General features: G+C 75.8%; 22 protein-coding genes and 1 pseudogene. 8 read left to right on the top strand and 15 right to left on the bottom strand.

Annotation, left to right across the window (positions count from 1 at the left end; all coding sequences use genetic code 11):
• Positions 1-371: 371 nt before the first annotated feature.
• On the bottom strand, positions 372-980 hold the full coding sequence (locus ABD317_RS11425; RefSeq protein WP_344289667.1) for a uridine kinase family protein: 609 nt from the start codon (positions 978-980) through the stop codon (positions 372-374).
• Between the two features lie 171 nt (positions 981-1151).
• Here ABD317_RS11425 and ABD317_RS11420 point away from each other — a divergent pair, with 171 nt between their 5' ends.
• Positions 1152-2522 carry a peptidase C39 family protein gene (locus ABD317_RS11420; protein ID WP_344289666.1) on the top strand — a complete coding sequence of 457 codons (1371 nt, stop codon included), beginning with the start codon at positions 1152-1154 and terminating at the stop codon, positions 2520-2522.
• Between the two features lie 25 nt (positions 2523-2547).
• Here the strand turns inward: ABD317_RS11420 and ABD317_RS11415 are convergent, their stop codons facing one another.
• The 4 genes from ABD317_RS11415 to ABD317_RS11400 all read right to left on the bottom strand — a co-directional run bounded on the left by ABD317_RS11415 (position 2548) and on the right by ABD317_RS11400 (position 4708).
• Positions 2548-3150, bottom strand: a complete 603-nt coding sequence (locus ABD317_RS11415) for a GNAT family N-acetyltransferase (protein WP_344289665.1) — start codon at positions 3148-3150, stop codon at positions 2548-2550.
• A 94-nt stretch (positions 3151-3244) separates the two neighbouring features.
• Complete coding sequence (locus ABD317_RS11410) at positions 3245-3556, bottom strand: hypothetical protein (protein WP_344289664.1); 312 nt, start codon at positions 3554-3556, stop codon at positions 3245-3247.
• Positions 3557-3596: 40 nt separating this feature from the next.
• Positions 3597-3914, bottom strand: coding sequence for an SMR family transporter (locus tag ABD317_RS11405; RefSeq protein WP_027751690.1), 318 nt, complete (start codon positions 3912-3914; stop codon positions 3597-3599).
• A 53-nt stretch (positions 3915-3967) separates the two neighbouring features.
• On the bottom strand, positions 3968-4708 hold the full coding sequence (locus tag ABD317_RS11400) for an SDR family NAD(P)-dependent oxidoreductase (RefSeq protein WP_344289663.1): 741 nt from the start codon (positions 4706-4708) through the stop codon (positions 3968-3970).
• A 131-nt stretch (positions 4709-4839) separates the two neighbouring features.
• Between ABD317_RS11400 and ABD317_RS11395 the strand changes: the two genes are divergently transcribed.
• Together ABD317_RS11395 and ABD317_RS11390 are read left to right on the top strand one after the other, a co-directional pair.
• Entirely contained in the window at positions 4840-5493 is a 654-nt protein-coding gene (locus ABD317_RS11395; protein ID WP_344289662.1) for a TetR/AcrR family transcriptional regulator, read from the top strand.
• A gap of 268 nt (positions 5494-5761) precedes the next feature.
• Positions 5762-6940 (top strand): acyl-CoA dehydrogenase family protein, encoded by a 1179-nt coding sequence (locus ABD317_RS11390; RefSeq protein ID WP_344289661.1) that lies wholly within the window; start codon positions 5762-5764, stop codon positions 6938-6940.
• A 30-nt stretch (positions 6941-6970) separates the two neighbouring features.
• Here ABD317_RS11390 and ABD317_RS11385 read toward each other — a convergent pair whose 3' ends face one another.
• Positions 6971-7363: a hypothetical protein gene (locus tag ABD317_RS11385; protein WP_344289660.1), complete on the bottom strand. Its 393-nt coding sequence runs from the start codon at positions 7361-7363 to the stop codon at positions 6971-6973.
• A 236-nt stretch (positions 7364-7599) separates the two neighbouring features.
• Here ABD317_RS11385 and ABD317_RS11380 point away from each other — a divergent pair, with 236 nt between their 5' ends.
• From ABD317_RS11380 to fxsA, 4 genes are all read left to right on the top strand, one after another.
• Positions 7600-8040, top strand: coding sequence for an Lrp/AsnC family transcriptional regulator (locus tag ABD317_RS11380; RefSeq protein ID WP_344289659.1), 441 nt, complete (start codon positions 7600-7602; stop codon positions 8038-8040).
• A gap of 40 nt (positions 8041-8080) precedes the next feature.
• On the top strand, positions 8081-9784 hold the full coding sequence (locus tag ABD317_RS11375) for an amidohydrolase (protein WP_344289658.1): 1704 nt from the start codon (positions 8081-8083) through the stop codon (positions 9782-9784).
• A 626-nt stretch (positions 9785-10410) separates the two neighbouring features.
• Positions 10411-11178, top strand: a complete 768-nt coding sequence (locus tag ABD317_RS11370) for a glycosyltransferase (RefSeq protein ID WP_027751683.1) — start codon at positions 10411-10413, stop codon at positions 11176-11178.
• 3 nt (positions 11179-11181) lie between these two features.
• Positions 11182-11796, top strand: coding sequence for an FxsA family membrane protein (gene fxsA / locus ABD317_RS11365; RefSeq protein WP_344289657.1), 615 nt, complete (start codon positions 11182-11184; stop codon positions 11794-11796).
• A gap of 200 nt (positions 11797-11996) precedes the next feature.
• On the opposite strand, the gene ABD317_RS11360 is transcribed toward fxsA, so the two are convergent.
• Both ABD317_RS11360 and yczE read right to left on the bottom strand, forming a co-directional pair.
• Positions 11997-12371 carry an RNA polymerase-binding protein RbpA gene (locus ABD317_RS11360; RefSeq protein WP_026276152.1) on the bottom strand — a complete coding sequence of 125 codons (375 nt, stop codon included), beginning with the start codon at positions 12369-12371 and terminating at the stop codon, positions 11997-11999.
• A gap of 262 nt (positions 12372-12633) precedes the next feature.
• Positions 12634-13293: a membrane protein YczE gene (gene yczE / locus ABD317_RS11355; RefSeq protein WP_344289656.1), complete on the bottom strand. Its 660-nt coding sequence runs from the start codon at positions 13291-13293 to the stop codon at positions 12634-12636.
• Between the two features lie 100 nt (positions 13294-13393).
• Here yczE and yczR point away from each other — a divergent pair.
• Positions 13394-14902, top strand: a pseudogene (gene yczR, locus ABD317_RS11350) (MocR-like transcription factor YczR); the annotation flags it as partial.
• On the opposite strand, the gene ABD317_RS11345 reads toward yczR, so the two are convergent.
• The 7 genes from ABD317_RS11345 to ABD317_RS11315 all read right to left on the bottom strand — a co-directional run.
• Entirely contained in the window at positions 14895-16463 is a 1569-nt protein-coding gene (locus tag ABD317_RS11345) for a hypothetical protein (protein WP_344289655.1), read from the bottom strand. The pseudogene yczR and the gene ABD317_RS11345 sit on opposite strands and share 8 nt — an antisense overlap.
• Before the next feature lie 48 nt (positions 16464-16511).
• Complete coding sequence (locus tag ABD317_RS11340; RefSeq protein ID WP_027751678.1) at positions 16512-16706, bottom strand: hypothetical protein; 195 nt, start codon at positions 16704-16706, stop codon at positions 16512-16514.
• Positions 16707-16821: 115 nt separating this feature from the next.
• Positions 16822-18201: an ABC transporter ATP-binding protein gene (locus ABD317_RS11335; RefSeq protein WP_344289653.1), complete on the bottom strand. Its 1380-nt coding sequence runs from the start codon at positions 18199-18201 to the stop codon at positions 16822-16824.
• Between the two features lie 171 nt (positions 18202-18372).
• The gene (locus tag ABD317_RS11330; RefSeq protein ID WP_344289652.1) at positions 18373-20025 is read right to left on the bottom strand and encodes an alkaline phosphatase D family protein; all 1653 of its coding nucleotides are present in this window, start codon (positions 20023-20025) and stop codon (positions 18373-18375) included.
• A gap of 98 nt (positions 20026-20123) precedes the next feature.
• Entirely contained in the window at positions 20124-20678 is a 555-nt protein-coding gene (locus tag ABD317_RS11325; RefSeq protein WP_344289651.1) for an ATP-binding protein, read from the bottom strand.
• 189 nt (positions 20679-20867) lie between these two features.
• Positions 20868-21494: a GNAT family N-acetyltransferase gene (locus tag ABD317_RS11320; RefSeq protein WP_344289650.1), complete on the bottom strand. Its 627-nt coding sequence runs from the start codon at positions 21492-21494 to the stop codon at positions 20868-20870.
• Positions 21481-22125, bottom strand: a 645-nt coding sequence (locus ABD317_RS11315; protein WP_425582333.1) for a penicillin acylase family protein, incomplete at its 5' end; no start/stop codon positions are given. The genes ABD317_RS11320 and ABD317_RS11315, both read right to left, overlap by 14 nt.

The following is a 22125-nucleotide window of genomic DNA, read 5'->3' as shown; positions in this document are numbered from 1 at the left end:
TCGGTCGCGAACTCCCCTGCCGAACAGGGGGGTTGCCGCAAGGACGGCCTGCTCGCATGGTACCCGCGGCGGCGATGCGGGCCGACGGCCCGTATCGGACGCGCGCGCGGGAGCCCCGGCCGCCCGACGTGGTGACCGTGGGTGAGGGGCGCCCGGTCCGTAAGTCATCCCATTGTTCCCTCTTTGGACAGAACGAAGCCCCCGATCACGGGGGAACAATCGGGGGCTTCGCGCGTGAGGCGGTGCCGGTGGGGCCCGCTCACTGAGAACGTAAGTCCTGTACTGCCCCTGGGTCAAGCGGAGTTGGGGCGGGCAGGGGCATATTCCGGCCGGTCCCGGAGGCGGCTACGCACGGTGTGCGCCCCGCGTGGTCACCGGGCGTGTGCAGGCCCCGGGACCAGCCGGTACGCATCCCCGTCGGGCACCACCAGCAGGCCGGCGTACGGGCGGGACGGGTCGGCCGAGAAGTGCGCCCGCTCGGCCCGTTCCCAGCCGTCCCAGAACCGCGCGAGCGCCGGCCCGTCGCGCCGCCGCCCGCGCGCCCACGCCGCCGCGGCCGGCAACTCCATCCACAGCAGCCGGGCGAGGTGCGGGCGCAGCAGCTGGCGGCCCTCGCCGACGCCCTCCACGAGCACCACGGGCGCCGGCGGCAGCGTGCGCCGCCCGGTGAACGCGCGGGCCTGCCAGTCGTACACGTCGTAGACCGCCTCGCGCCCCGCGGCCAACGGGTCGAGCACCTGGGACCGCAGCCGTCCGGTCCAGCCGAACAGCTCCCGGTGCGTCGCGAGGTCGTCCAGGCGGAGCACGGGTGTACCGCCCAGCGCCCCGGCGAGCCGGTCCGCGAACGTCGTCTTGCCGGATCCGGCGTGCCCGTCGACGGCCACCAGCCGCACGGGACCGCAGGACGGCGCGAGGCCGTGCAGCTCGCGGGCCAGGGCGGCCAGCGCGGGGCCGGCCGCGGGGGGAGGGGAGGTGCTCATCGCGCAAGGCTACGGCGACCGCCGCGGCGGCCTCCACCCCAGGTCACGCCAGTGGTATGAACCAATATTCACCCATCTCGTAGCACGGATTGACTTCCTAACGGCAGAGCGAAGGTGAATAGTTGTGGCCTGCCCCCCGGCACGTGCCGCAACTCGTCTGGAGAATCCGCCATGCCCCGAAGTGCGTCACGGCGCACCGTGCTGACCGCCGCGCTGGCGGCCGCAGCGGCCGGTGCCGCCCCGACCGCGTCCGCCTCCGCGCTCACCGCCCCCGCCGCCGCCGACGACGGCCACGGCGGCTCGCTGGGCGGCTCCCTCGTCGACTACCGGGGCTGGGCCACGGCGCACGCGTGGCGCCGCGGCAGCGCCCGCGGGACGCGGGTCGCCCCCGGCCGCCGCCCCGGGATCGTGATCGGCCGGCCCGCGGGCCGCACGGAGTACGCCGACCCGCACACCGGGACCACGTCCTCCTGGGAGTACGCCACCTGGACCTCCCCGGTCCACCGGCTCAGCCCGCCCGCGACCGAGGTCGTCGCCTCGTGGAACGCGTCCGCCCCGGCCGGCACCTGGCTGATGGTCGAGCTGCGCGGCACGTACAACGACGGCGGCCGCACGCCGTGGTACGTGATGGGCCGCTGGGCCGCGGGCGACGAGGACATCCACCGCACCACGGTCGACGACCAGACCGACGGCAAGAGCAGCATCTGGACCGACACCTTCTCGATCGACGACGCGGCGAGCGGGCTGCGGCTCGTCGACTACCAGCTGCGGGTGACCCTCTACCGCAGGCCCGGCAGCGACGCCACGCCGCTGGTGTGGCGGGTCGGCGCGATGGGCTCCGACGTCCCGGACCGCTTCGAGGTGCCGGCCAGCACGCCGCGGCTGTCCCGTGAGCTGGCCGTCCCGCGCTACTCGCAGAACATCCACGTCGGCCGCTACCCCGAGTACGACAACGGCGGCGAGGCGTGGTGCAGCCCGACCTCCACGCAGATGATCGTCGAGTATCGGGGCCGCCGGCCCACCGCCGGGGACCTGGAGTGGGTCAACCCCGACTTCGACGACCCGCAGGTCTGCCACGCCGCCCGGTTCACGTACGACTACCAGTACGAGGGCTGCGGCAACTGGCCGTTCAACACCGCCTACGCGAGCACGTACCGCGGCATGCACGGCGTCGTCACCCGGCTCGGCTCCCTCGCCGACGCAGAACTGCTGGTCGCCGCCGGCATCCCGCTGGTCACGTCCCAGTCCTTCATCGAGTCGGAGCTGGACGGCGCCGGCTACGGGACGTCGGGCCACCTGATGACCGTCGTCGGCTTCACCCGCGAGGGCGACGTCGTCGCCAACGACCCCGCCTCGCCGGACAACGCGGCGGTGCGGCACGTCTACCAGCGCCGGCAGTGGGAGAACATCTGGCTGAGGACCAAGCGCTACGACGCCTCGGGACGGGTCCGCTCCGGCACCGGCGGCATCTGCTACGTGCTGTGGGGCAGCGAGGTCTCGCCGGCGCAGCGGGCGGCGCTCGCCGCCGTCGGCATCCGCTGACGCCCCGCGGGCGCGGCGGCGGGGTTCAGCCGCGGAACAGCCCGGCGCCGGCCGGCCAGACGTACCGCAGACACGCCGGGGAGCCGGCGAGCCGGGCCGGGTCGCCGCCGGGCGGCGGGACGAGAGCGCGCTCCGTGCGGGAGCCGCCGAGTGCGGCGTAGAAGGCCTGCGCCCGGCTGTTCTGCTCCAGCACCCACAGGTGCAGCCCCGCCCGCGGCGTGCGCTCCGCCACGCCGCGGGCGGCCAGCCGCATGAGCCGGGCGCCGATGCCGCGCCGTTGACTGCCGTACGCGACGTGCAGGTTGTCCACCAGCGCGCCCCAGCGGGGGTGTTCGTGGAGGACCGTGTGGACGAAGCCCAGGAGGGCGCCGTCGGCCTCGCAGACGTACGTCAGCCGCCCCTTCGCGGCGTCGGCGTCGGCGAGGCGCCCGGCCCAGACGGCCTCGCGGTCGGTGACGACGTCGCCGTCGAGGTAGGCGTCGGAGAGGGCGCCCCGGTAGTGCCGGCGCCAGCTGGCCGCGTGCAGTGCGGCGACGGCCGGCGCGTCGGCGGCCCCGGCGGGGCGGAAGTGCGGCTCGGGGCCCCCGGCCGCGGCGGACGCGGCGGATGCGGGTACGGACGGGGTCACGGCGAGAACGTAACCGACCGCGCCCGCCGCCCGCACGTCGATTTCGCCCGCGCCAGGCGCGCTCGACGCCGGCGGCCCGGAGAGGTCCCGCGGCCTACCGCCGGAACCGGAACCCGCGGCGTGCCCGGCCCCTGCCCGGGCGCCGCCGCGGCCCGCCGGTCACGCCGGGCGTCCAGCGCGGATCACCGGGTCCGCCGGCCTCCGCCCGGCGGTCCGCCGCCACGCGGACCTCGTGGTGGGACTCGTGCGCGGTCACGCGCATCGCCTCCTCGTACGCGGCGAGCGCGCCCCGCATGGCCGAGCCGGCCGTCCCGCGGCGGCGTATGACGCGCTTGACCCACGTGAGGAGGCCCGTCACCGCGAGCAGGCAGCCGCACAGGACCAGATACGGCACGACGTCACCCATGCCGGTGCAACTCCCCGTGCTCCCGCGGGGTTCCGCGTGCTCAGCCCTCGACGAACTTCAGGCCGACGACGCCCGCGAGGATCAGCCCCAGGCACGCCAGCCGGGCCGGCGACGCGCTCTCGCCCATCGCGAGGACGCCCACGGCGGCGACCCCCAGCGAGCCGAGCCCGACCCAGACGGCGTACGCGGTGCCCACGGGCAGGTGGCGCAGCGCCATCGTCAGCACGACCACGCTCACCATGGCCGTCACCAGCCCCGCGGCCGCGGGCCAGGGCCGGGTGAGGCCGTCGGAGTGCTTCAGCGCGGTCGCCCAGACGAGTTCGAGGCCGGCGGCGATCAGCAGGAATATCCAGGGCACGGGGTCTCCCGGGTTCGTCGTTCGTCGTGCGCGATGGTGCGGGCCGTCGGCCGCTACGCGGCGAAGCCGCCGTCGACCGCGACCGCCGCGCCCGTGATCTGCGCGCCGCCGGGCCCGGCGAGGTGGGCCACGGTGGCGGCGACGTCCTCGGGGCGCCCGTAGCGGCCCAGCGCGCTGAGGGCGCGGGCGGCGTCGGCGTCGGGGGAGTCGGCGGGGTTCATCTCGGTGTCGGTGTCGCCGGGGTGCACGACGGTGACGGAGACGCCCTGCGGGCCGAGGTCGCGGGCCAGCCCGCGGGTGAGGCCCGTCAGCGCGGACTTGCTGGCGGCGTAGAGCGTCCAGCCCGGGATCGGCACCCGCTCGGCGAAGCTGCTGCCGATGCTGATGATCCGGCCGCCGGGGCCGAGGTGCCGGGCGGCGGCCTGGGAGGCGAGGAAGACCGCGCGCACGTGGACGGCGAGCACCGCGTCCACGTCCGCCCGGCGCACCTCGGCCAGCGGCCCGTACGGCGCGATGCCCGCGTTGTTCACCAGGACGTCCAGCCGGCCCAGCGCGGCGGCGGCGCGGTCCACCGCGGCCACGACGGCGTCCGGGTCCGCGGCGTCGGCGGGGATGGCCAGCGCCCGCCGGCCCGTCTGCTCCACGGCCCGTACGGTCTCGGCCGCCCGTTCGGGCGAGCGGTGGTACGTCAGCGCCACGTCGGCGCCCTCCTCGGCCAGCCGCCGCACGATCGCGGCCCCGATGCCGCGGCTGCCGCCGGTGACCAGGGCCGTCCGGCCCGCGAGCTGCGTCATGAGCGTTCCCTTTCGTTAACCGGAGACTTCTCCGCTTCACTCCCCGAAGTGTAACCGGAGAACTCTCCGGATGTCAGCATGAACCGGAGAGTTCTCCGTCTTCGGTATCCTCCGCACGGGAAGGAGCCCAGGTGACCCACGACGACGCGACCGCCGCCCGGCGTCCGCCCGGCCCCGCGCTGCCCGTGGTCGGCGGCCCTCCGGCGGAGCGCGCGGACGCCGCGCAGAACCGCCGCAGGATCCTCGCCGCCGCGGCCGCGATCGTCGCCGAGCGCGGCCCCGACGCGCTGTCCATGGACGAGGTGGCCAGGGCCGCGGGCGTCGGCGTCGGCACGGTGTACCGCCGCTTCGGCGACCGCGCGGCACTCGCGTACGCGGTCATCGACGACCGCGAGGTGCGGTTCCAGGCCGCGTTCCTCACGGGCCCGCCGCCGCTCGGACCCGGCGCCGGCGCCGCGGAGCGCATCCGCGCCTTCCTGCACGCCCTGGTCGACCGCACCGAGGACCAGCTCGGGCTGCTGCTCGTGGCCGAGATGGACTCCGCCGACGCCCGCTTCGCCGAGGGCTCGTACGAGCTGTACCGGCAGCACCTCGCCCTGCTCATCGGCCGGATCCGGCCGGAGGCCGACGTGCGTTGGCTCGCCGACGCCCTGCTCGCGCCGCTCGCCGCCAACCTCTACGGCTACCAGCGCCGGACCGGGGGCATGAGCGTCGCCCGCGTCAAGGCGGGCTACGACGCCCTCCTCGCCGGCCTGACCGCGCACGGCGGGCCCGCCGCCCCCTGACGGCCGGCGGCCCCCGGCCCCCCCGGCACCCGTCCCGCGGACGGGCCCGGCCCGGCGTTCCGGCGGCGGCCGGATGGCCCGCCCCTGCCTGTCCCGCCGTACCGCCGATCGGGCATACTCCCCATCACCGCAGCCGCACGTGCCGGCTCGCCGTAATCCGGCGGGGCAGCATCGGGCTGCAGCAACACAACGGGCGGAGCCGGCAGATCCCGTACGGCGCCGCCGTCGACCGCGCCGTACGAGCGCCCGGCAAAGAGGAGTGCACCGCATGGCCGTACGTGGTCCGCAGCCCGTGGAACGCCGGCTGCCCACCGAGGAGTCGCGCGACCTGCTGGCCCTCGTCCGCGAGCTGGTCCGGCGCGAGATCGCCCCCGGGGCGGCCGAGGAGGAGGAGTCCGGCCGCTTCCCCCGCGAGCTGTTCGCCACCCTGTCCGGGTCGGGGCTGCTCGGGCTGCCCTACCCGGCGGAGTACGGCGGCGGGGAGCAGCCGTACGAGGTCTACCTGCAGGTGCTGGAGGAGTTCGCCGCCGCCCGGCTGACCGTCGGCCTCGGCATCTCCGTGCACACCCTCGCCGCCCACGCGGTCGCCGCCTACGGCACCGAGGAGCAGCGCAAGGAGTTCCTTCCGGCCATCCTCGGCGGCGGCCTGCTCGGCGCGTACTGCCTCTCCGAACCCGCCTCCGGCTCCGACGCCGCCGCGCTGACCACCCGCGCCGAGCGGGACGGCGACGGCTGGACCCTGCAGGGCACCAAGGCGTGGATCACCCACGCCGGCGTCGCCGACTTCTACACCGTCCTCGCCCGCACCGGCGGCCCCGGTGCCCGCGGCATCACGGCCTTCCTGGTGCCCGGCGACGCCCCCGGCCTCACCGCCGCGCCGCCGGAGAAGAAGATGGGCATGAAGGGCTCGCCCACCGGCCTGGTGCACTTCGACGGGGTGCGGATCCCCGGCACGCGCCGCATCGGCGCGGAGGGGCAGGGCTTCGCGGTCGCACTCGACGCCCTCGACTCCGGCCGGCTCGGCATCGCGGCGTGCGCGGTCGGGGTGGCGCAGGCGGCGCTGGACACGGCGCACGGATACGCCCTGGAGCGGCAGCAGTTCGGCCGCCCCGTCGCCGACTTCCAGGGGCTGCGTTTCATGCTGGCCGACATGGCGACGCAGCTCGCGGCCGGGCGCGCGCTGTACGTCACCGCCGCCCGGCGGCGCGACGAGGGCCTGCCGTTCGCCCAGGAGGCCGCGATGGCCAAGCTGTTCTGCACGGACGCGGCGATGCGGGTGACGACCGACGCGGTGCAGGTCCTCGGCGGGTACGGCTACACGGCCGACTTCCCCGCGGAGCGCTACATGCGCGAGGCGAAGGTGCTGCAGATCGTGGAGGGCACCAACCAGATCCAGCGCATGGTCGTCGCGCGGCACCTCCTGGGCGCCGAGGCGGACCGGGGCTAGCGGCCGGGCCCGTACGGCGCCGGGCGCGCGCTACTTGCGCCGGCGCATCCCGGGCAGCCGGCGCCGGACCGGCTCGTTGCCGGGGCCGCCCACGTGCGAGAAGGGCTGACGGCGCCAGTCCAGGCCCTCGGGCAGCGTGAGCAGCGCCGCGGGGTCCTCCGCGCGCGCGTTGAGTCGCGCGTCCTGCGGCACGGCGGCCGACAGCGGGCTGCCGGAGCCGGTGCACACGGTCAGCCCGAACGGGTTCGCCGGCGTGACGCGGGCGTGCTCGGGCAGGACGTCCTCGCCCTCCAGCAGGGCGATGGGCTGGACGCAGTCCGGGCAGAGCACCCGGAAGATCAGGGAGGTCTCGGCGTAACCGCCGCCCTCCTCGTCGTCGACCGCATCAGGATCGACGAGCTCGACATGCTCGGAACGGCGCATGCTGCTCCCCCTCAGGTTGGGCCACCTGGATGGTCACGTGGTGGTCACGACCACAGCAAGGATTTCCCTCGCTGTCATCCGAATAATCGTCCGCGGAGTCCCCCTCGCTCCCGGACGGGATGTGGCCTTCGTCACACGCTGCCGGCGCGCGCCCCGCGCGCCCCCGGGGGGCCTCCCGCCCGTCCCGGCGGCCCCGGATGTACCTGACCGCCGCAAACGCAGTAGGTTGATGCGTTGTGGAGGAGTTGGACAGGCACATCGTGGAGCTGCTCGTCAGGGACGGGCGCATGAGCTATACGGACCTGGGCAAGGCCACCGGCCTGTCCACCTCGGCCGTGCACCAGCGGGTGCGGCGGCTGGAGCAGCGCGGCGTGATCCGCGGCTACGGCGCCATCGTCGACCCGGAGGCCATCGGCCTGCCCATGACCGCGTTCATCTCGGTCAAGCCGTTCGACCCCAGCGCCCCCGACGACATCGCGGACCGGCTCGCCGAGGTCCACGAGATCGAGGCGTGCCACAGCGTGGCGGGGGAGGAGAACTACATCCTCAAGGTGCGCGTCGCCGCCCCGGCGGAGCTGGAGGACCTGCTGGCCCGGATCCGTTCCCTGGCCGGCGTCTCCACCCGCACCACGGTCGTGCTCTCCACGCCGTACGAAGCCAGGCCGCCGCGCATCTGACGGCGCGGCGCACCCGATCCGAATCCGAGGCACCGCTGCCGTGACCGCCCAGACCCCCGACGCGCGCACCTCCCACGACGCCGGCCGGCCCGCGAACTCCGCGCGGGAGGCGGGGGGTTCCGCCCGCCGCACCGTGCTGCTGCGCGGCGGCACCGTCCACAGCCCCGCCGACCCGTTCGCCACCGCCATGGTCGTCGAGGGCGACCGCGTGGCCTGGGTCGGCTCCGAGGGCGCGGCCGACGGCTTCGCGGACGCCGGCGGCGTCGACGACGTGGTCCACCTCGAAGGCGCCCTGGTCACGCCCGCGTTCACCGACGCGCACGTGCATCTGACCGCCACCGGGCTGGCGCTGACCGGCCTGGACCTGTCCGGCGCCACCGGGCTGGCCGACGCCCTGGCGCGCATCCGGGCGCACGCCGCCGCCCGCCCGGCGGACCGCGTGCTGATCGGCCAGGGGTACGACGAGACCGCCTGGCCCGAGGGCCGCCCGCCGACCCGCGCCGAGCTGGACGAGGCCGCCGGCGGCCGGCCGCTCTACCTCACCCGCGTCGACGTGCACTCCGCCGCGGTCAGCACCGCCCTGCTCGACCTGGTGCCCGGCATCGCCGGCCGCGACGGCTTCGCCGCCGGCGAACCGCTGACCAGCGACGCCCACCACGCCGCGCGCCGCGCCGCCTACGCCGCAATGTCGCCCGCCCAGCGCGCCGCCGCGCAGGGCGCCGCCCTCGACCGCGCCGCGGCGGTCGGCATCGGCTCCGTCCACGAGTGCGCGGGGCCCGACGTCAGCGGCGCGGAGGACTTCGCCGCGCTGCTGGCGCTGGCCGCCGAGCGGCCGGGGCCGCGCGTCACCGGCTACTGGGGCGAGGCCGTCACGGACCCGGTGGACGCCCGGCGCATCCGGGACCTCGGCGCCTTCGGCGCGGCCGGCGACCTGTGCGCCGACGGCTCCCTCGGCTCGCGCACCGCCCACCTCACGCGGCCGTACGCGGACCGCCCCGGGCACCGCGGCAACGGCTACCTCGACGCCGACGCGGTCGCCGCCCACGTTGCCGCGTGCACCGAGGCGGGGCTGCAGGCGGGCTTCCACGCCATCGGGGACGCCGCGGTGGCCGCCGTGGTGGCCGGCGTGCGGGCCGCGGCCGAGCGGGTCGGCCTGGACCGCGTACGGGCCCTGCGGCACCGCGTGGAGCACGCGGAGATGCTCACCCCCGAGACCGTCGCCGGCTTCGCGGAGCTGGCCCTCACCGCGTCCGTGCAGCCGGCGTTCGACGCCGCCTGGGGCGGCGAGGAGGGCATGTACGCGCGGCGGCTGGGCGCGGAGCGGGCCCGGACCCTCAGCCCGTACGCGGCGCTCCTGCGCGCCGGCGTGCCGCTGGCCCTCGGCTCCGACGCGCCCGTGACCCCGCTCGACCCCTGGGGCACCGTCCGGGCCGCCGCCTTCCACCGCACGCCGGAGCACCGCGTCTCCGCCCGCGCGGCGTTCACCGCCCACACCCGCGGCGGCTGGCGGGCCGTCGGCCGCGACGACGCCGGCGTGCTCGTGCCCGGCGCGCCCGCGGACTACGCCGTCTGGGCGGCCGGGGACCTCGTCGTACAGGTGCCCGACGACCGGATCGCGAACTGGTCGACCGACCCGCGCTCCGGCACCCCGGGCCTGCCTGACCTGACGCCCGGGGCCGACCTGCCCGTGTGCCTGCGTACCGTCGTGGCCGGAAACACCGTCCACGGGGGGCCGATCGGGTGAGTTAACGATCTTCGATAGGCCGAACGAAGGCCGTCCGGGACGCGGGACCGCGGCCTGATTTCGGGACTGACCAGCCGCTTCGGCAAAACGCCACAGGTGACACGGCTGTTGACACGACGCGGGCAACGGCGGGTAGTTTCGGCCGAGTCCACCACAGGATGCCCGGCCGGATCACCTCCGCGCAGTCGTGGAACGCTCTGGGCCACGGATGGTGTGCCGCACCGGCGCACCATCGCAGGCAGCCAGGTCCAGGGCTCCGGCACGGGGGCGAGGGAGGATGCCATCCGTCGGGCTGGTGTGACCCCGGGTGGGGCCCGGACGCTCAGTAGACAACGGCCCTCGGTCGATCCGCAGCCAGCGGGTCCCAGGTCGGACCGAAGGGCTCCGGGCCCGACCCGCAGCGGCCGCGGCCGCGCCCGCCCTCCCGCCGCCGCCCCCGCCGCGTCCGCACTCCCGCGCGGCTGCTCCGGGCACCGCCCGGGGTACCGTTCGCGCCGTCCCGGGGTACCGTTGCGGACCGCCTCCGTGCCGGGCCGCGCAGGGCTCTGGCTATGGTGGGCGTCCTGCTGTTCCGCGCGCGTGGGCGCGCGGGGGCGGGCCAAGCGGGAATTGCGGAAGGGACGGCAGTGACAGACGGGGTTCAGGGGCGCTACGGCCCGCTGGGCGGGATCCTGGTGATCATCCCGACGTACAACGAGGCCCTGAACCTCGAGTCGATCGTCTCCAGGGTGCGGACCGCGGTGCCGGCCGCCGACGTCCTGGTCGTCGACGACAACAGCCCGGACGGCACCGGGAAGCTCGCCGACGAGCTGAGCGCCGGGGACGGGCACGTGCACGTGCTGCACCGGGCGGGCAAGGAGGGCCTCGGCGCCGCCTACCTGGCCGGCTTCGGCTGGGGCCTGGAGCAGGGCTACGGCGTGCTGGTCGAGATGGACGCCGACGGCTCGCACCGGCCCGAGGAGCTGCCCCGGCTGCTCACCGCGCTGAAGGGCGCCGACCTGGTGCTCGGCTCCCGGTGGGTGCCCGGCGGCCGGGTGGTCAACTGGCCCAGGTCGCGCGAGTTCATCTCCCGGGGCGGCAGCGCGTACTCGCGGATCTGGCTCGGCCTGCACCTCCGCGACGTCACCGGCGGGTACCGCGCGTTCCGCCGGGAGACGCTGGAGGGCATCGGGCTGGGGAACATCGCCTCGCAGGGCTACTGCTTCCAGGTGGACCTGGCCCGGCGGGTGGTCGAGGCCGGCTACCACGTCGTCGAGGTGCCGATCACCTTCGTCGAGCGGGAGCGCGGCGACTCCAAGATGAGCAAGGACATCTTCGCCGAGGCGGCCTGGCGGGTGCCGGCGTGGGGCGTACGGTCCCGGATGGGACGGATTCTCGGCCGCAGGCACACTTGAGTCATGAGCGATCGCATTCCGCAGCCGTACGAGGACCCGGCAGTGCGCGACGGCGGGGGCGCGGGGCCCGGCGCTACGGGCGGCTCCGGCCGCCCCGCGCGCCGGCGCCGCCCGGGGCGCACCCTGGCCCCGCTGGGGGTCGCCGCCTGGGCGCTGCTGGAGCTGTGGCTGCTGATCATGCTCGCCTCGGAGACCGGCGTCCTGGGCGTCTTCGCGGTCCTGGCCGGCGGTCTGGTCCTCGGCGCGGTCGTGATCAAGCGGGCCGGCCGGCGGGCCTGGCGGTCGCTCGCCGAGCAGCTCCAGCAGCAGCAGAGCGGAGCCGCACCGCCGGAGGACGGCCGCGGGCGCGGCTCGGGCAACGGGCTGACGATGCTCGCCGGGCTGCTGCTGATGGTGCCCGGCCTGGTCACGGACGCCGCGGGGCTGCTCCTGCTGCTGCCGCCGGTACGGGCCCTGGTGCGCCGGCGCGCGACCCGGATGATCGAGCGGTCGGCGGCCGGGCGGGACCTGGGGCACGTGTACACGCAGGCGCGTATCCGCCGGCCGGACGGCAAGGTGGTCCAGGGCGAGGTGATACGCGAGGAGGACGACGGCGAGGACCGGCGGCAGGGCGGCTGAGCCCGCGGCCGCCGCCGGGCGGCCGGTCGGCGTCGGCCACCGCGGGTGCGGCCGTCACCGCCGCGGGCGGGCCCGGAGGCCGCCGCGGACCCGTCTGACGGGCACCCGTGCGCGGGCATCCGCAAGGGCCCGTTCCACACCACGGGCGGGTGCGGTACGGGCCCTTGCGGATGCCGTTCGTCCGGAAGCGGTGCCGCGTCTCAGGCCGACTTGCGGCTGTCGCGCGGATGCACGGCGATGTTCATCGCGCCGGAGCGCAGCACCGCGAGCCGCTCGGCCAGGACCTCTTCGAGCTCGTCGCGGGTGCGCCGCTCCATGAGCATGTCCCAGTGCGTGCGGGCGGGCTTGACCTTCTTCTCCTCCGGTCCCTCGCCGTCGACGAGCAGCGCCTGCGCGCCGCACGTCTTGCACTCCCACTCCGGCGGGATCTCCGCCTCGACCGAGAACGGCATCTCGAACCGATGGCCGTTCTGGCATGCGTACTCCACCGCCTGGCGCGGGGCCAGGTCGATGCCGCGGTCCGTCTCGTAGCTGGTCACCACGAGCCGCGTGCCGCGAAGAGCTCGCTCACTCATGAATCGTTGCCTCCCGGGCTTGTCGCCCACAGGACAGGTGTCGCTGTCGTCGTCATCCGGTCAACGTCCGGTCGGCGATGAAGATTCCCGTTCCGGGACATGCGTCGCCCGTCGTGCCGCCCCATTGCTTCTACCCACAGGCGTCCGCTTTGTCACGTGTGACGGAGATGTCACCGGCTGATTTCATCTCACTGCATGCTGTAACGGTCCGCCTGCCGAGCCGGAGGCGTACACTACCGCCCCGCGGCAGGCCGCACATAATTCACCTCGCGGGTGTCGCGTCACACTCCGCCCCGGAAACGGGCTCCGGCCCCGCCGGCGCCGGCTGCGGAACGGCGAAGACGCGCATGAAGTACTGGGCCAGCGGGCCGATCGCCAGGGCGTAGACGACCGTGCCGGCGCCGACCGCGCCGCCCAGCGCCCAGCCGGAGGCCAGTACGGAGATCTCGATCAGGGTGCGTACCAGCCGGACGGACAGCCCGGTGCGCCGGTGCAGCCCGGTCATCAGGCCGTCGCGGGGGCCCGGGCCGTAACGGGCGGACAGGTACAGGCCGGTGGCCACGCCGTTGAGGGCGACCCCGGCGAGCATCTGCGGGATCTGCAGGGCCAGGCCGTGCACGTCCGGCAGCACCGCCAGCGAGGCGTCCATGGCGAGCCCGATCACCACCACGTTGGAGACCGTGCCGAGCCCCGGCCGCTGCCGGATCGGGATCCACAGCAGCAGCACCGCGGCGCCGACCACGATCGTCGCCACCCCCATCGACCACCCGGTCTGCTTGCCGAGCCCCTGGTGGAAGGTGTCCCACGGGTCGAGCCCGACGCCGGCGCGCACCATCAGCGCGCAGCTGAGCCCGTACAGCACCAGGCCGACGTACAGGTGCGTGAGTCTGCGGGCCGTACGAGATCCCTCCGAGCGCGACAAGACTGGCTCCCCTCTGGTCCTGTTGGATGGCTGCGTGCCACTATGTGGACTGGGGATATGCAGGAGATATGGCCAATCGGGGAGAGGTGGACTGGTCACTATGGCGGAATGGACATCGGCTGTCGGTGCGGTTCAGCTGGCGCGGCTGCTGCGGTCGCAGGAGAGCGCGGGCGCCGTGGCCGCGGGCCGGGCCGACCGCCGCGTGCCCGCGTACCGCTCGCTCGCCGACGGCGTGCGCCTGCTCGTGCTCGAAGGCCGCGTCGCGGTGGCCACCCGGCTGCCCGCCGAACGCGAGCTGGCCGCCGCCCTCGGCGTCAGTCGCACCACCATCGCCGCGGCGTACGAGCACCTGCGCGCGGCCGGCTTCCTGGAATCGCGCCGCGGCGCCGGCAGCTGGACCTCCGTGCCGACCGGGCACCCGCTGCCCACCCGCGGTCTCGAACCGCTGCCGCCGGACGCCACCGGCTCGATGATCGACCTCGGCTGCGCCGCGCTGCCCGCCCCCGAGCCGTGGCTCACCCGCGCCATGCACGGCGCGCTGGAGCAGCTCCCGCTCTACGCCCACACCCACGGCGACTACCCGGCCGGGCTGCCCGGCCTGCGTGCGGCCATCGCCGAGCGGTACACCGCCCGCGGGGTGCCGACCATGCCCGAGCAGATCATGATCACGACCGGCGCGATGGGCGCGATGACCGCCATCTGCCGGCTGTTCGCCGGCCGCGGCGAGCGCATCGCCGTGGACTCGCCGAGCTACGCCAACATCCTGCAGCTCATGCGCGAGGACGGCGCCCGGCTCGTACCCGTGGCGATGGGCGAGGGGCTGAGCGGCTGGGACGTCGAGACCTGGCGGCAGACGCTGCGCGACGCCGCCCCGCGGCTGGCGTACGTCATCGCCGACTACCACAACCCCACCGGCGCCCTCGCCGGCGACGACCAGCGCCGCGCGCTCGTGGCCGCCGCCCGGCGCGCCGGCACCGTGGTCGTCGCCGACGAGACGATGGCCGAACTCCGCCTCGACGACACCGGCGAGGCGCCCCGCCCCGTCGCCTCGTACGACCCGGCGGGCTCCACCGTCGTCACCGTCGGCTCGGCCAGCAAGGCGTTCTGGGCGGGGCTGCGCATCGGCTGGGTGCGCGCCGCCCCGGAGGTGATCCGCAGCCTGGTCTCCGCCCGCGCCTACGCCGACCTCGGCTCGCCGGTGGTGGAGCAGCTGGCCACCACCTGGCTGCTGGAGGGCGGCGGCTGGGCCGCGGCCACCGGCCTGCGCCGCTCCCAGGCCCGCGCCAACCGGGACGCGATCGTCTCCGCCCTCAGGCGGCACCTGCCCGGCTGGGAGTACGCGGTGCCGCACGGCGGGCTGACGCTGTGGGTGCGCGCGGGCGGGCTGTCCGGCTCCCGCATCGCCGAGGCGGGCGAGCGCGTGGGCGTACGGATCCCCTCCGGCCCGCGGTTCGGTGTCGGCGGAGCCTTCGAGGGGTACGTGCGGCTGCCGTTCACCGTCACCGGAGCGGTCGCCGAGGAGGCGGTCGGCCGGCTGGCCGCGGCGGCCCGTGCGGTGGCCGAGGGCGGCGGGCCCGCGGCGGCGGAGCCGGCGGGGGCGTTCATCGCCCGACGCGGTCCACGTCGGCGGCGGCCGCCTCCGTGGCGCCCGCGGCCAGCGGCTGCGGCAGCAGGTCCAGCACCGCCCGCCGCAGCGCCTCCGGCGTCTCGCGGTGGTGCGGGTCCGGCGTCGCGGGCACCTGCAGCCGGTGCACCGGGCCCTCGCCGAGCCGGACGTAGCCGCGCCCCGGCGGGACGTCGTACACCGGGGTGGTGTGCGGCGGGGCGCCGAGTACGGACTCGACCTGCCCCGCCGAGGCAGGGCCCAGCACGACGCGGGCGCGGGTGTGCTCGCGTACGGCGGCGCCGAGGAACGCCGCGCAGTCGAACTGGTCCGCCACCACCACCGTGATGTTCGCCGCCCGGCCGTGCCGCAGCGGCACCTCCAGCAGCCGCTGGCCTTCCTCGCGGCGGCCCGCGGCGGCGAGGTGGGTCAGCGCCGCCGGCCGGTCCACGACGACCCACAGCGGCCGCGGCGCCGCCCGCCCGCCGTCCGCCGCGCCGCCGCCCACCCCGCTGCCGCCGCCCGCCCCGGGTGCCGGGCGCAGCAGCCGGCGCTCCGTCTCCTCCGCCGCCCAGCGCAGCAGCGCCAGCGCGCCGCCCACCGTGGACTCCACCGCCAGCACCCCGGGCCGCCCCGCCAGGAAGCCGTACTCGCCGGCCGAGCCGCCGTCGACCACCAGCACCTCGCCGTGCGGCAGCGCCTGCAGCGCCAGCGACCGCAGCAGCGTCGTCGTGCCCGTGCCGGGCTGGCCGAGGGCGAGCAGGTGCGGCTCGGCGGAGCGCGGGCCGGTGCGCCACAGCACCGGCGGCTCGTCCCGGTCGCCGCTCCCGGCGTGCACCGGGAGCGTCCGCCGTACGCCCGCCGCGTCGGTGAAGCCGAGCACCGACTCGCCCTGCGCGGTGACGTAGGGCTGCGCCCCGATGTCGGTGGGCAGCGGGTCGAGGACGGCGAGGTCGAGGCGGTTGTCGTCCTCGTGCCACGTGAAGAGGTACTCGCGGCCGCGCCCGCACTTGGCGTACAGCAGCTGTTCGATGCGTGCCCGGGCCTCCGGCTCGCCGTCGCGGAAGTACGGCGGGTAGCGCAGCCGCAGCGCGGTCAGCCGGCCGTCGCCGTCGAACTCCGCGTCGCCGAAGGCCTGCTCGACGTCGCCCTCGTGGGCGTAGAGCGGATGCGGGTCGTCGGGGGAGGAGAAGTACGGCACCAGCGCCTCGTACAGCGCCGCGAGCCGCTCCTCCCGCCGCGCCGCCGCGTCCTCGTCCTCCTCCGGTTCCTGCGCCGGCCGGCCGCGGCCGGCCCACATCGCCGCCGCCAGCAGCGCGGCGCCGGCGGCCAGCGGCCCGTACGGCAGCAGGTACACCGTCAGCAGCAGGGCACCGGCGAGGAACGCCGTCGGCCCTCGCCGCTCCGGCGGGGTCGCACTCCAGCGCCGCCGGGCGTCGACGGCCAGCCGGGCGGTGCCGCGGGCGAGCACGGCCACCGGCCGCAGCACGTCCGCGGCGCCGCCCGCCGCCGTCCCGGCCGGCCCGCGGCCGGCGCCGGTGAGCCGGGCGAACGGTCGTCGTCGCATACGTCGGGTCTCCGTGTCCTGGGTGCGGGACGCCGGTGCGCCCGGACCCTAGATCTTGATGCCGCCCAGCAGGCTCGCCAGGCTCTGACCGCCGGCCTTGATGCTGGGGGCGATCGCGGTGCCCGCCAAGTAGAACCCGAAGAGGGCGCAGACGATGGCATGGGACGGCTTCAGTCCGTCCTTGCGGAAGAACAGGAAGACGATGACTCCCAGGAGGACAACGCCTGAGATCGACAGAATCACGGAAATCTCCAGGGGCGACGGAGCCGTCAGAGGTTGGGTGCCAGCCTGGCAGTGTGATCTACCGAATAAAAGGGGCAATTGGGTGATTTGGCCCGGGCTCACCCGAGTGGCGGCGTCACTCGTCGAGCCGCGGCTGGTGCGCGGGCGCGGGACACACGCGGCGGCCCTGCTGGTCGAAGACGAACAGATGCTCCAGGTCGATCAGCAGCGGCACCTGGGTGCCGGGCCGGACCTGGACGTCGGGGCCGGTCCGGACGACGAGGTCGCCGCCGGCGATCGCGGCGCGCTCGGCGCTCTGCGGCGGGGCGGCCGGCATCGGGGGCGACTCCAGCACCCCCACGGGCGCCCGCCCGTTCCTCTCGCCCTGCTCGCTCTGGCCGAAGCCCTGCAGGTGGGCCATCGCCCTGTCGCGCAGCCGCCCGAGGACCGTGCCCTCCTTGCTCTTGCGGTGGCCGGGCGCGGCGTCCGTCCGGGGCCCTTCCAGCGCCGGTACGACGGCCGCGCGGGAGCCGGTGTTCAGGTGCAGCAGCGCCTCGTGGCCCAGGTACTCCACGTGCTCCACGATGCCGCTCATCGCGCACTCGCCCGCGCGCGCGAGCGACGGCCGGGCGATGCGCACGGCCTCGGAGCGCAGCCCGACGATCACCGGCCGGCCCTGCTGGATGCGCAGCATCTGGTGGTCGGGGGAGAGGGAGTCGGGGAGCACCAGGCGCTGCCGGCCCAGCTCGATGGTCATCCGGCCGGGCAGCGGGGCGTGCACGACGGCTTCGAGGAGGTTGATCCGCGGGGTGCCGATGAACGCGGCGACGAAGACGTTCCTGGGCCGCGCGTACGCCTCGCGCGGCGAGCTCACCTGCTGCAGCACGCCGTCGCGCATCACGGCGACGCGGTCGCCGAGCGACATCGCCTCGGCCTGGTCGTGGGTGACGTAGACCGTGGTGACCGCCAGCTCCCGGTTGAGCCGGGCGACTTCGGCGCGCAGGTGGTTGCGCAGCTTGGCGTCGATGTTGGACAGCGGCTCGTCCATCAGGAACGCGGTGGGCTCCCTGGAGATCGCCCGGCCGATCGCGACGCGCTGCCGCTCGCCGCCGGAGAGCTGCGCGGGGTAGCGGTCGAGCAGGTCCTCGATCCCCAGCAGCCGGGCGGTGGCGTCCACGCGCGGGCCGACGTCGCCGCGGGCCTCCAGCTTCAGCGGGAAGCCGATGTTGTCGCGGTTGCTCATCCGCGGGTAGAGGGCGAAGTTCTGGAACACCATGGCCATGCCGCGCTGCCCGGGCGCCAGGTCGGCGGCGTCCTCGCCGTCGAGCAGCAACTGCCCCTCGGTGACCGTCTCCAGTCCGGCGATCATCCGTAGCACGGTGGACTTGCCGCATCCGGAGGGGCCGAGCAGGACCACGAACTCGCCTGGCTCGATGTCGAGCGAGAAGTGGTCCACCGCCCGGATGCCGCGCTCGTAGATCTTGGTGACGCCGTCCAGGGATATCGCACGTGACATGGTGTTTTGTCCGTATTTCGATGACAAGAATGCGGTAGACGTGCAGAGTTGGATTACGGGCCCCGAAAGATAGCGAAGTTCATCCGGCCTGGGAACGCCTTGCACAGCCCGGTGCGCGGGTCGGGACGGGAACGTGCCGGACGGGCCCGGTCGCCGCGCCCGCGGCGGGAGTTACAGCAGTTCCCGCTCGTCCGCCCGGACCAGCCGCGCGCCGCCGTCGGCGTCGCGGCGGGCCTGCTCCAGGCGCAGCCGGGCGTTGTCCCGGCCGCCGAGGGTCAGGGTCATCACCTGGTTGCCGAACCACGGCCCGCCGGTCTTGTGCCAGCCGATCGGCGGGGCGGGGAGCCGGCCGTGCCGGGCGAGGACGCGGCCGACGAGCCGCCCGGCGCGGCTCCAGCCGAAGCGGAAGCCCGCCTTGAGCGGGGCGGGGACGCTGTTGTGCATCGGCGAGCAGGTCAGCTGGGCGACCACCGGCCGCGCCGGCTCCGGCCCGGTGCCCGGCGCCGGCCGCGGCCACCGCGGCTCGGCGACGTAGGCGTGGTGCACGTCGCCGGAGAGCACGAGCACCGAGGCCGGCGCCCCCTCGGCGCGGCCGACCTCGGCGACGAGGTCCGTCAGCTCGGCGAACGACCGCGGGAACGCCGCCCAGTGCTCCAGGTCCGCGCGCTGGCGCAGCTGCTCGCCCAGCCGCGCCCAGCGGCCGCCCCGCTCGCCGGCGCACAGCGCGGCGTTCCACCCCTCGGCGGAGTGCACCGCGGGCGGCAGCAGCCACGGCAGCGACGTGCCGATCAGGAGGTGGTCGTACGCGCCGGGGCCGTCCAGCGCCTGCCGGCGCACCCACTCCATCTCGTCGGGGTCGACCAGCGCGCGGCTCTTCTCCTCCAGTACCCGCGCGGCGCGCGAGTCGACCATCAGCAGCCGGGTGCGCCCGAGGTCGCGGCGGTAGCTCCAGCGGACGGCGGCCGGGTCGGCGTCGGCGCGCTCGGCGAACTCGCGCAGCAGCTCCGTGCCGTCGCCGGCCTCCCGGACGGCCGCGTAGAGCGGGTCGGCCGCCAGCTCGTCGGGGGAGAGGTTGCCGAGGTGCTGGTAGACCCAGTACGACATCAGCCCGCCGAGGATCCGCTCGCGCCACCAGGGCTCGGCGCGGATCGACGCCAGCCAGGCGGCGGAGGTGTTCCAGTCGTCGATCACGTCGTGGTCGTCGAAGATCATGCAGCTGGGCACGGAGGCCAGCAGCCGGCGCACCTCGGGGTCGAGCCAGGACTCCTCGTACAGGTACGTGTACTCCTCGTAGTCCGCGATCTGGTCGCCCGGGGGCACGCCGGGGTCGCGGCGGGCGGCGAGCCGGCGGCGCATCGCGGCGGAGGTCTCGTCCGCGTACACCTGGTCGCCGAGGAGGACCAGGATGTCGGGGCGCGCGGCCGCGGGGTCGTCGTCGAGCCGGCGGGAGAGCGTGTCGAGGGCGTCGGGCCCGACGGGGTCGTGGCCGCCGCCGGGCTTCGCGGCCCAGCGGCAGGAGCCGAAGGCCACCCGCAGTTCGGCGCCGGGGCCGGGGGTGCGGATGGTGCTGGCGGGGGCGCCGGGCAGCGGCCAGACCTGGTGGCCGTCGAGGAGCACGCGGTAGGCGGTGGCGGTGCCCGGGGCCAGGCCGGAGACCGGGACCAGCGCGTAGTGGTGGCCGCCGATCCGCCAGGTGCCGGCGCTGCCGCCGGCGCCGTCCGCGCAGCGGACCTCCGCCTCGCACGGGGCAGAGGTCTCGACCCAGACCGTGGCGCGGGTGCCGTCGGCGTACCGCAGCAGCGGCCCCAGCCGCAGTTCCGCCATCGCCGCCTCCTCGACCCTCCCGGTACGCGCCACTGCGGGGGAACGCGCGGACCCGCCGGGAGGTTCCGCGGCACCCGGGCCCCGGCCCGCCGGAGGGGTCAGGCGACCGCCGGGGCGGGGACGGCGCGGCGCCCGGGCACAAGCGACTCGAGCAGCGCCAGGCAGCGGGCGAAGGACTGCCACTCGCAGTCCCGGTCGCCGTCCCCGCCCGTGTCCACGTCCGCCGGGCCGCCGGTCCCGGCGGGCGCGGTGAACCGGGACCACACGGCCTTGCCGACCGGTCCCGGGGCACTCCAGCCCCACGCGTCGCTGAGCGTCGCCACTATCTGCAGGCCGCGCCCCGACTCCGCGATGTCGTCGGCCTCGCACGGCGCCGGCACGCCCTCGCCCGGGTCGAAGACCGCGCAGACCACCTCGCCGCCGCGGCGTACGAGGGTGAGCGTCACCGGCTGCGGCTCGGGGACGGGCAGGGGAGATGCGCCGGGCACGCCGTGGCGTACGGCGTTGGTCACCAGCTCGGAGACGACGCACTCGACGCTGTCGGACAGCTCGGCGAGGTCCCAGTCACGGAGCGTGGCGCGTACCGTACGGCGGGCTTCGGCTATCGACCGGGGATGCGCGTCGAGGGCGCGGGCGGCGAACGCCGAAGCCACGGCTCGCTCCCCGGAGGCTGCCGCCATTCCGCTACCCCGATCATGATGGCCCGTTGTGGAACGCGCTGGTCGTCCAATGGTGAGTGATGTAGACCTCTCGATGCAAGTACAGATGCACTTTCATCCGCAAGCACAGGTGCACGTCCCCCGGGAAAACCCGGCAGACCGACGCGTGCGGCGGCCGCCCGGTCACGCAACGCGACCGCCGCCGCCCGGCGCGGGTCGCACCGGGCGGAAGGCCAGCCGGGCGCGTTTCGGCGGCAGGTACACCTCCGGCAGGTCGACCTCCGGCAGCGTGACCTCCGGCCCCAGGATGAAGCCCTCGCGGTTCATCCGGGCGATCGCCGGCCCGTTGTCCGCGTCCGGCTCGACCACCAGGCGGCGCGCCCCGCCCGCCGCGACGAAGCCGATGACGACCTCCAGCAGCGCGGCCGTGAAGCCGGGCCGCACGGCACCGGCCGCCGGGCCGACCAGCAGGTGGACACCGACGTCGCCGGGCTCGACGGCGTAGCACTCCGAGACCCGGTCGGCGGCCGGGTCGTACGTCTGCAGCAGCGCGGCCGGCTCGCCGTCCAGCACCATCAGGTAGGCGTGGTGGGTGCCGAGCGTGTCCAGGTGCGCGTAGACGTCGCGCACCTGGTCGCGCGTCAGCCCGGCCATGCCCCAGAAGCGGGCCCGCCCGGCGGTGACCCAGCCGTGCAGCAGGCCGGCGTCCGCGTCCGGGACGACGGGCACGACGCGGACGGCGCCGAAGCCGCCGGCCCGCTGCTCGTGGCGCGGGGCCCGGTCGCGGGGGGCGGGGTCAGCGGTCGCCATGGGACTCCTTCAGGGCCTGCCAGTCGGTGAGCACGGGCACCAGCTCGCCGCGCAGCCACGGTCCGAGCTGGTCGCGGTGGTGCGGGGAGCCGGGGACGCCGCTGGCGCCGAACGGGACCACCCAGCGGCTCTCCTCGCGGCGGGCGACGTCCCAGACGTAGCGGGCGGCGGGCCCGCGGGCGCAGTGGTCGGTCACGCCGGGGACGGCGGCGGTGGCCAGCACGCAGTCCTGGTCGCCGGCCAGGCCCGGCCACGGCTCGCCTGCGCCGTCCCCGCCGTTCGCGGCGCCGGGCAGCGCCTGCCAGGGCGCCAGCCGGTGCGCCTCGCCCCAGGTCGCGGGCTCGCCCGGCGCGGCCGCGGCCAGCTGCGCGGCCGTCTCCTCGGCGGCGGCCCGCACCAGCGCGGGCCGGTCGATCTCCGGGAGCCGGTCGGTGGTGAGCAGGGTGCCCAGCGCGTACGCGATCCGGGTGCGCAGGTCGAGCCAGGGCAGCAGCAGCTCGGGATACGGCGGCGGTGCGGCCAGCGGCGCCAGCGCGGGGTGGGCGGCCAGGGCGCGTACGACCGCGCAGCGCAGCCGCGCGTACGCCAGCGCGTCGGCGCTGCCGGCAGCCATCCGCCGGTCCCAGCCGAG

Source organism: Streptomyces synnematoformans (genome assembly GCF_039531005.1).
Taxonomy (GTDB): Bacteria; Actinomycetota; Actinomycetes; order Streptomycetales; family Streptomycetaceae; genus Streptomyces; species Streptomyces synnematoformans.
The sequence above is the reverse complement of the archived record's forward strand: the minus strand, read 5'-3'. Positions and strand labels throughout refer to the sequence as shown.

Excerpts from the sequence above, each read along its gene's own strand:
- ABD317_RS11425 (WP_344289667.1), bottom strand. The coding sequence starts at position 980 with ATGAGCACCTCCCCTCCCCCCGCGGCCGGCCCCGCGCTGGCCGCCCTG.
- ABD317_RS11420 (WP_344289666.1), top strand. The coding sequence starts at position 1,152 with ATGCCCCGAAGTGCGTCACGGCGCACCGTGCTGACCGCCGCGCTGGCG.
- ABD317_RS11410 (WP_344289664.1), bottom strand. The coding sequence starts at position 3,556 with ATGGGTGACGTCGTGCCGTATCTGGTCCTGTGCGGCTGCCTGCTCGCG.
- ABD317_RS11400 (WP_344289663.1), bottom strand. The coding sequence starts at position 4,708 with ATGACGCAGCTCGCGGGCCGGACGGCCCTGGTCACCGGCGGCAGCCGC.
- ABD317_RS11390 (WP_344289661.1), top strand. The coding sequence starts at position 5,762 with ATGGCCGTACGTGGTCCGCAGCCCGTGGAACGCCGGCTGCCCACCGAG.
- ABD317_RS11385 (WP_344289660.1), bottom strand. The coding sequence starts at position 7,363 with ATGCGCCGTTCCGAGCATGTCGAGCTCGTCGATCCTGATGCGGTCGAC.
- fxsA (WP_344289657.1), top strand. The coding sequence starts at position 11,182 with ATGAGCGATCGCATTCCGCAGCCGTACGAGGACCCGGCAGTGCGCGAC.
- ABD317_RS11360 (WP_026276152.1), bottom strand. The coding sequence starts at position 12,371 with ATGAGTGAGCGAGCTCTTCGCGGCACGCGGCTCGTGGTGACCAGCTAC.
- ABD317_RS11345 (WP_344289655.1), bottom strand. The coding sequence starts at position 16,463 with ATGCGACGACGACCGTTCGCCCGGCTCACCGGCGCCGGCCGCGGGCCG.
- ABD317_RS11335 (WP_344289653.1), bottom strand. The coding sequence starts at position 18,201 with ATGTCACGTGCGATATCCCTGGACGGCGTCACCAAGATCTACGAGCGC.
- ABD317_RS11330 (WP_344289652.1), bottom strand. The coding sequence starts at position 20,025 with ATGGCGGAACTGCGGCTGGGGCCGCTGCTGCGGTACGCCGACGGCACC.
- ABD317_RS11320 (WP_344289650.1), bottom strand. The coding sequence starts at position 21,494 with ATGGCGACCGCTGACCCCGCCCCCCGCGACCGGGCCCCGCGCCACGAG.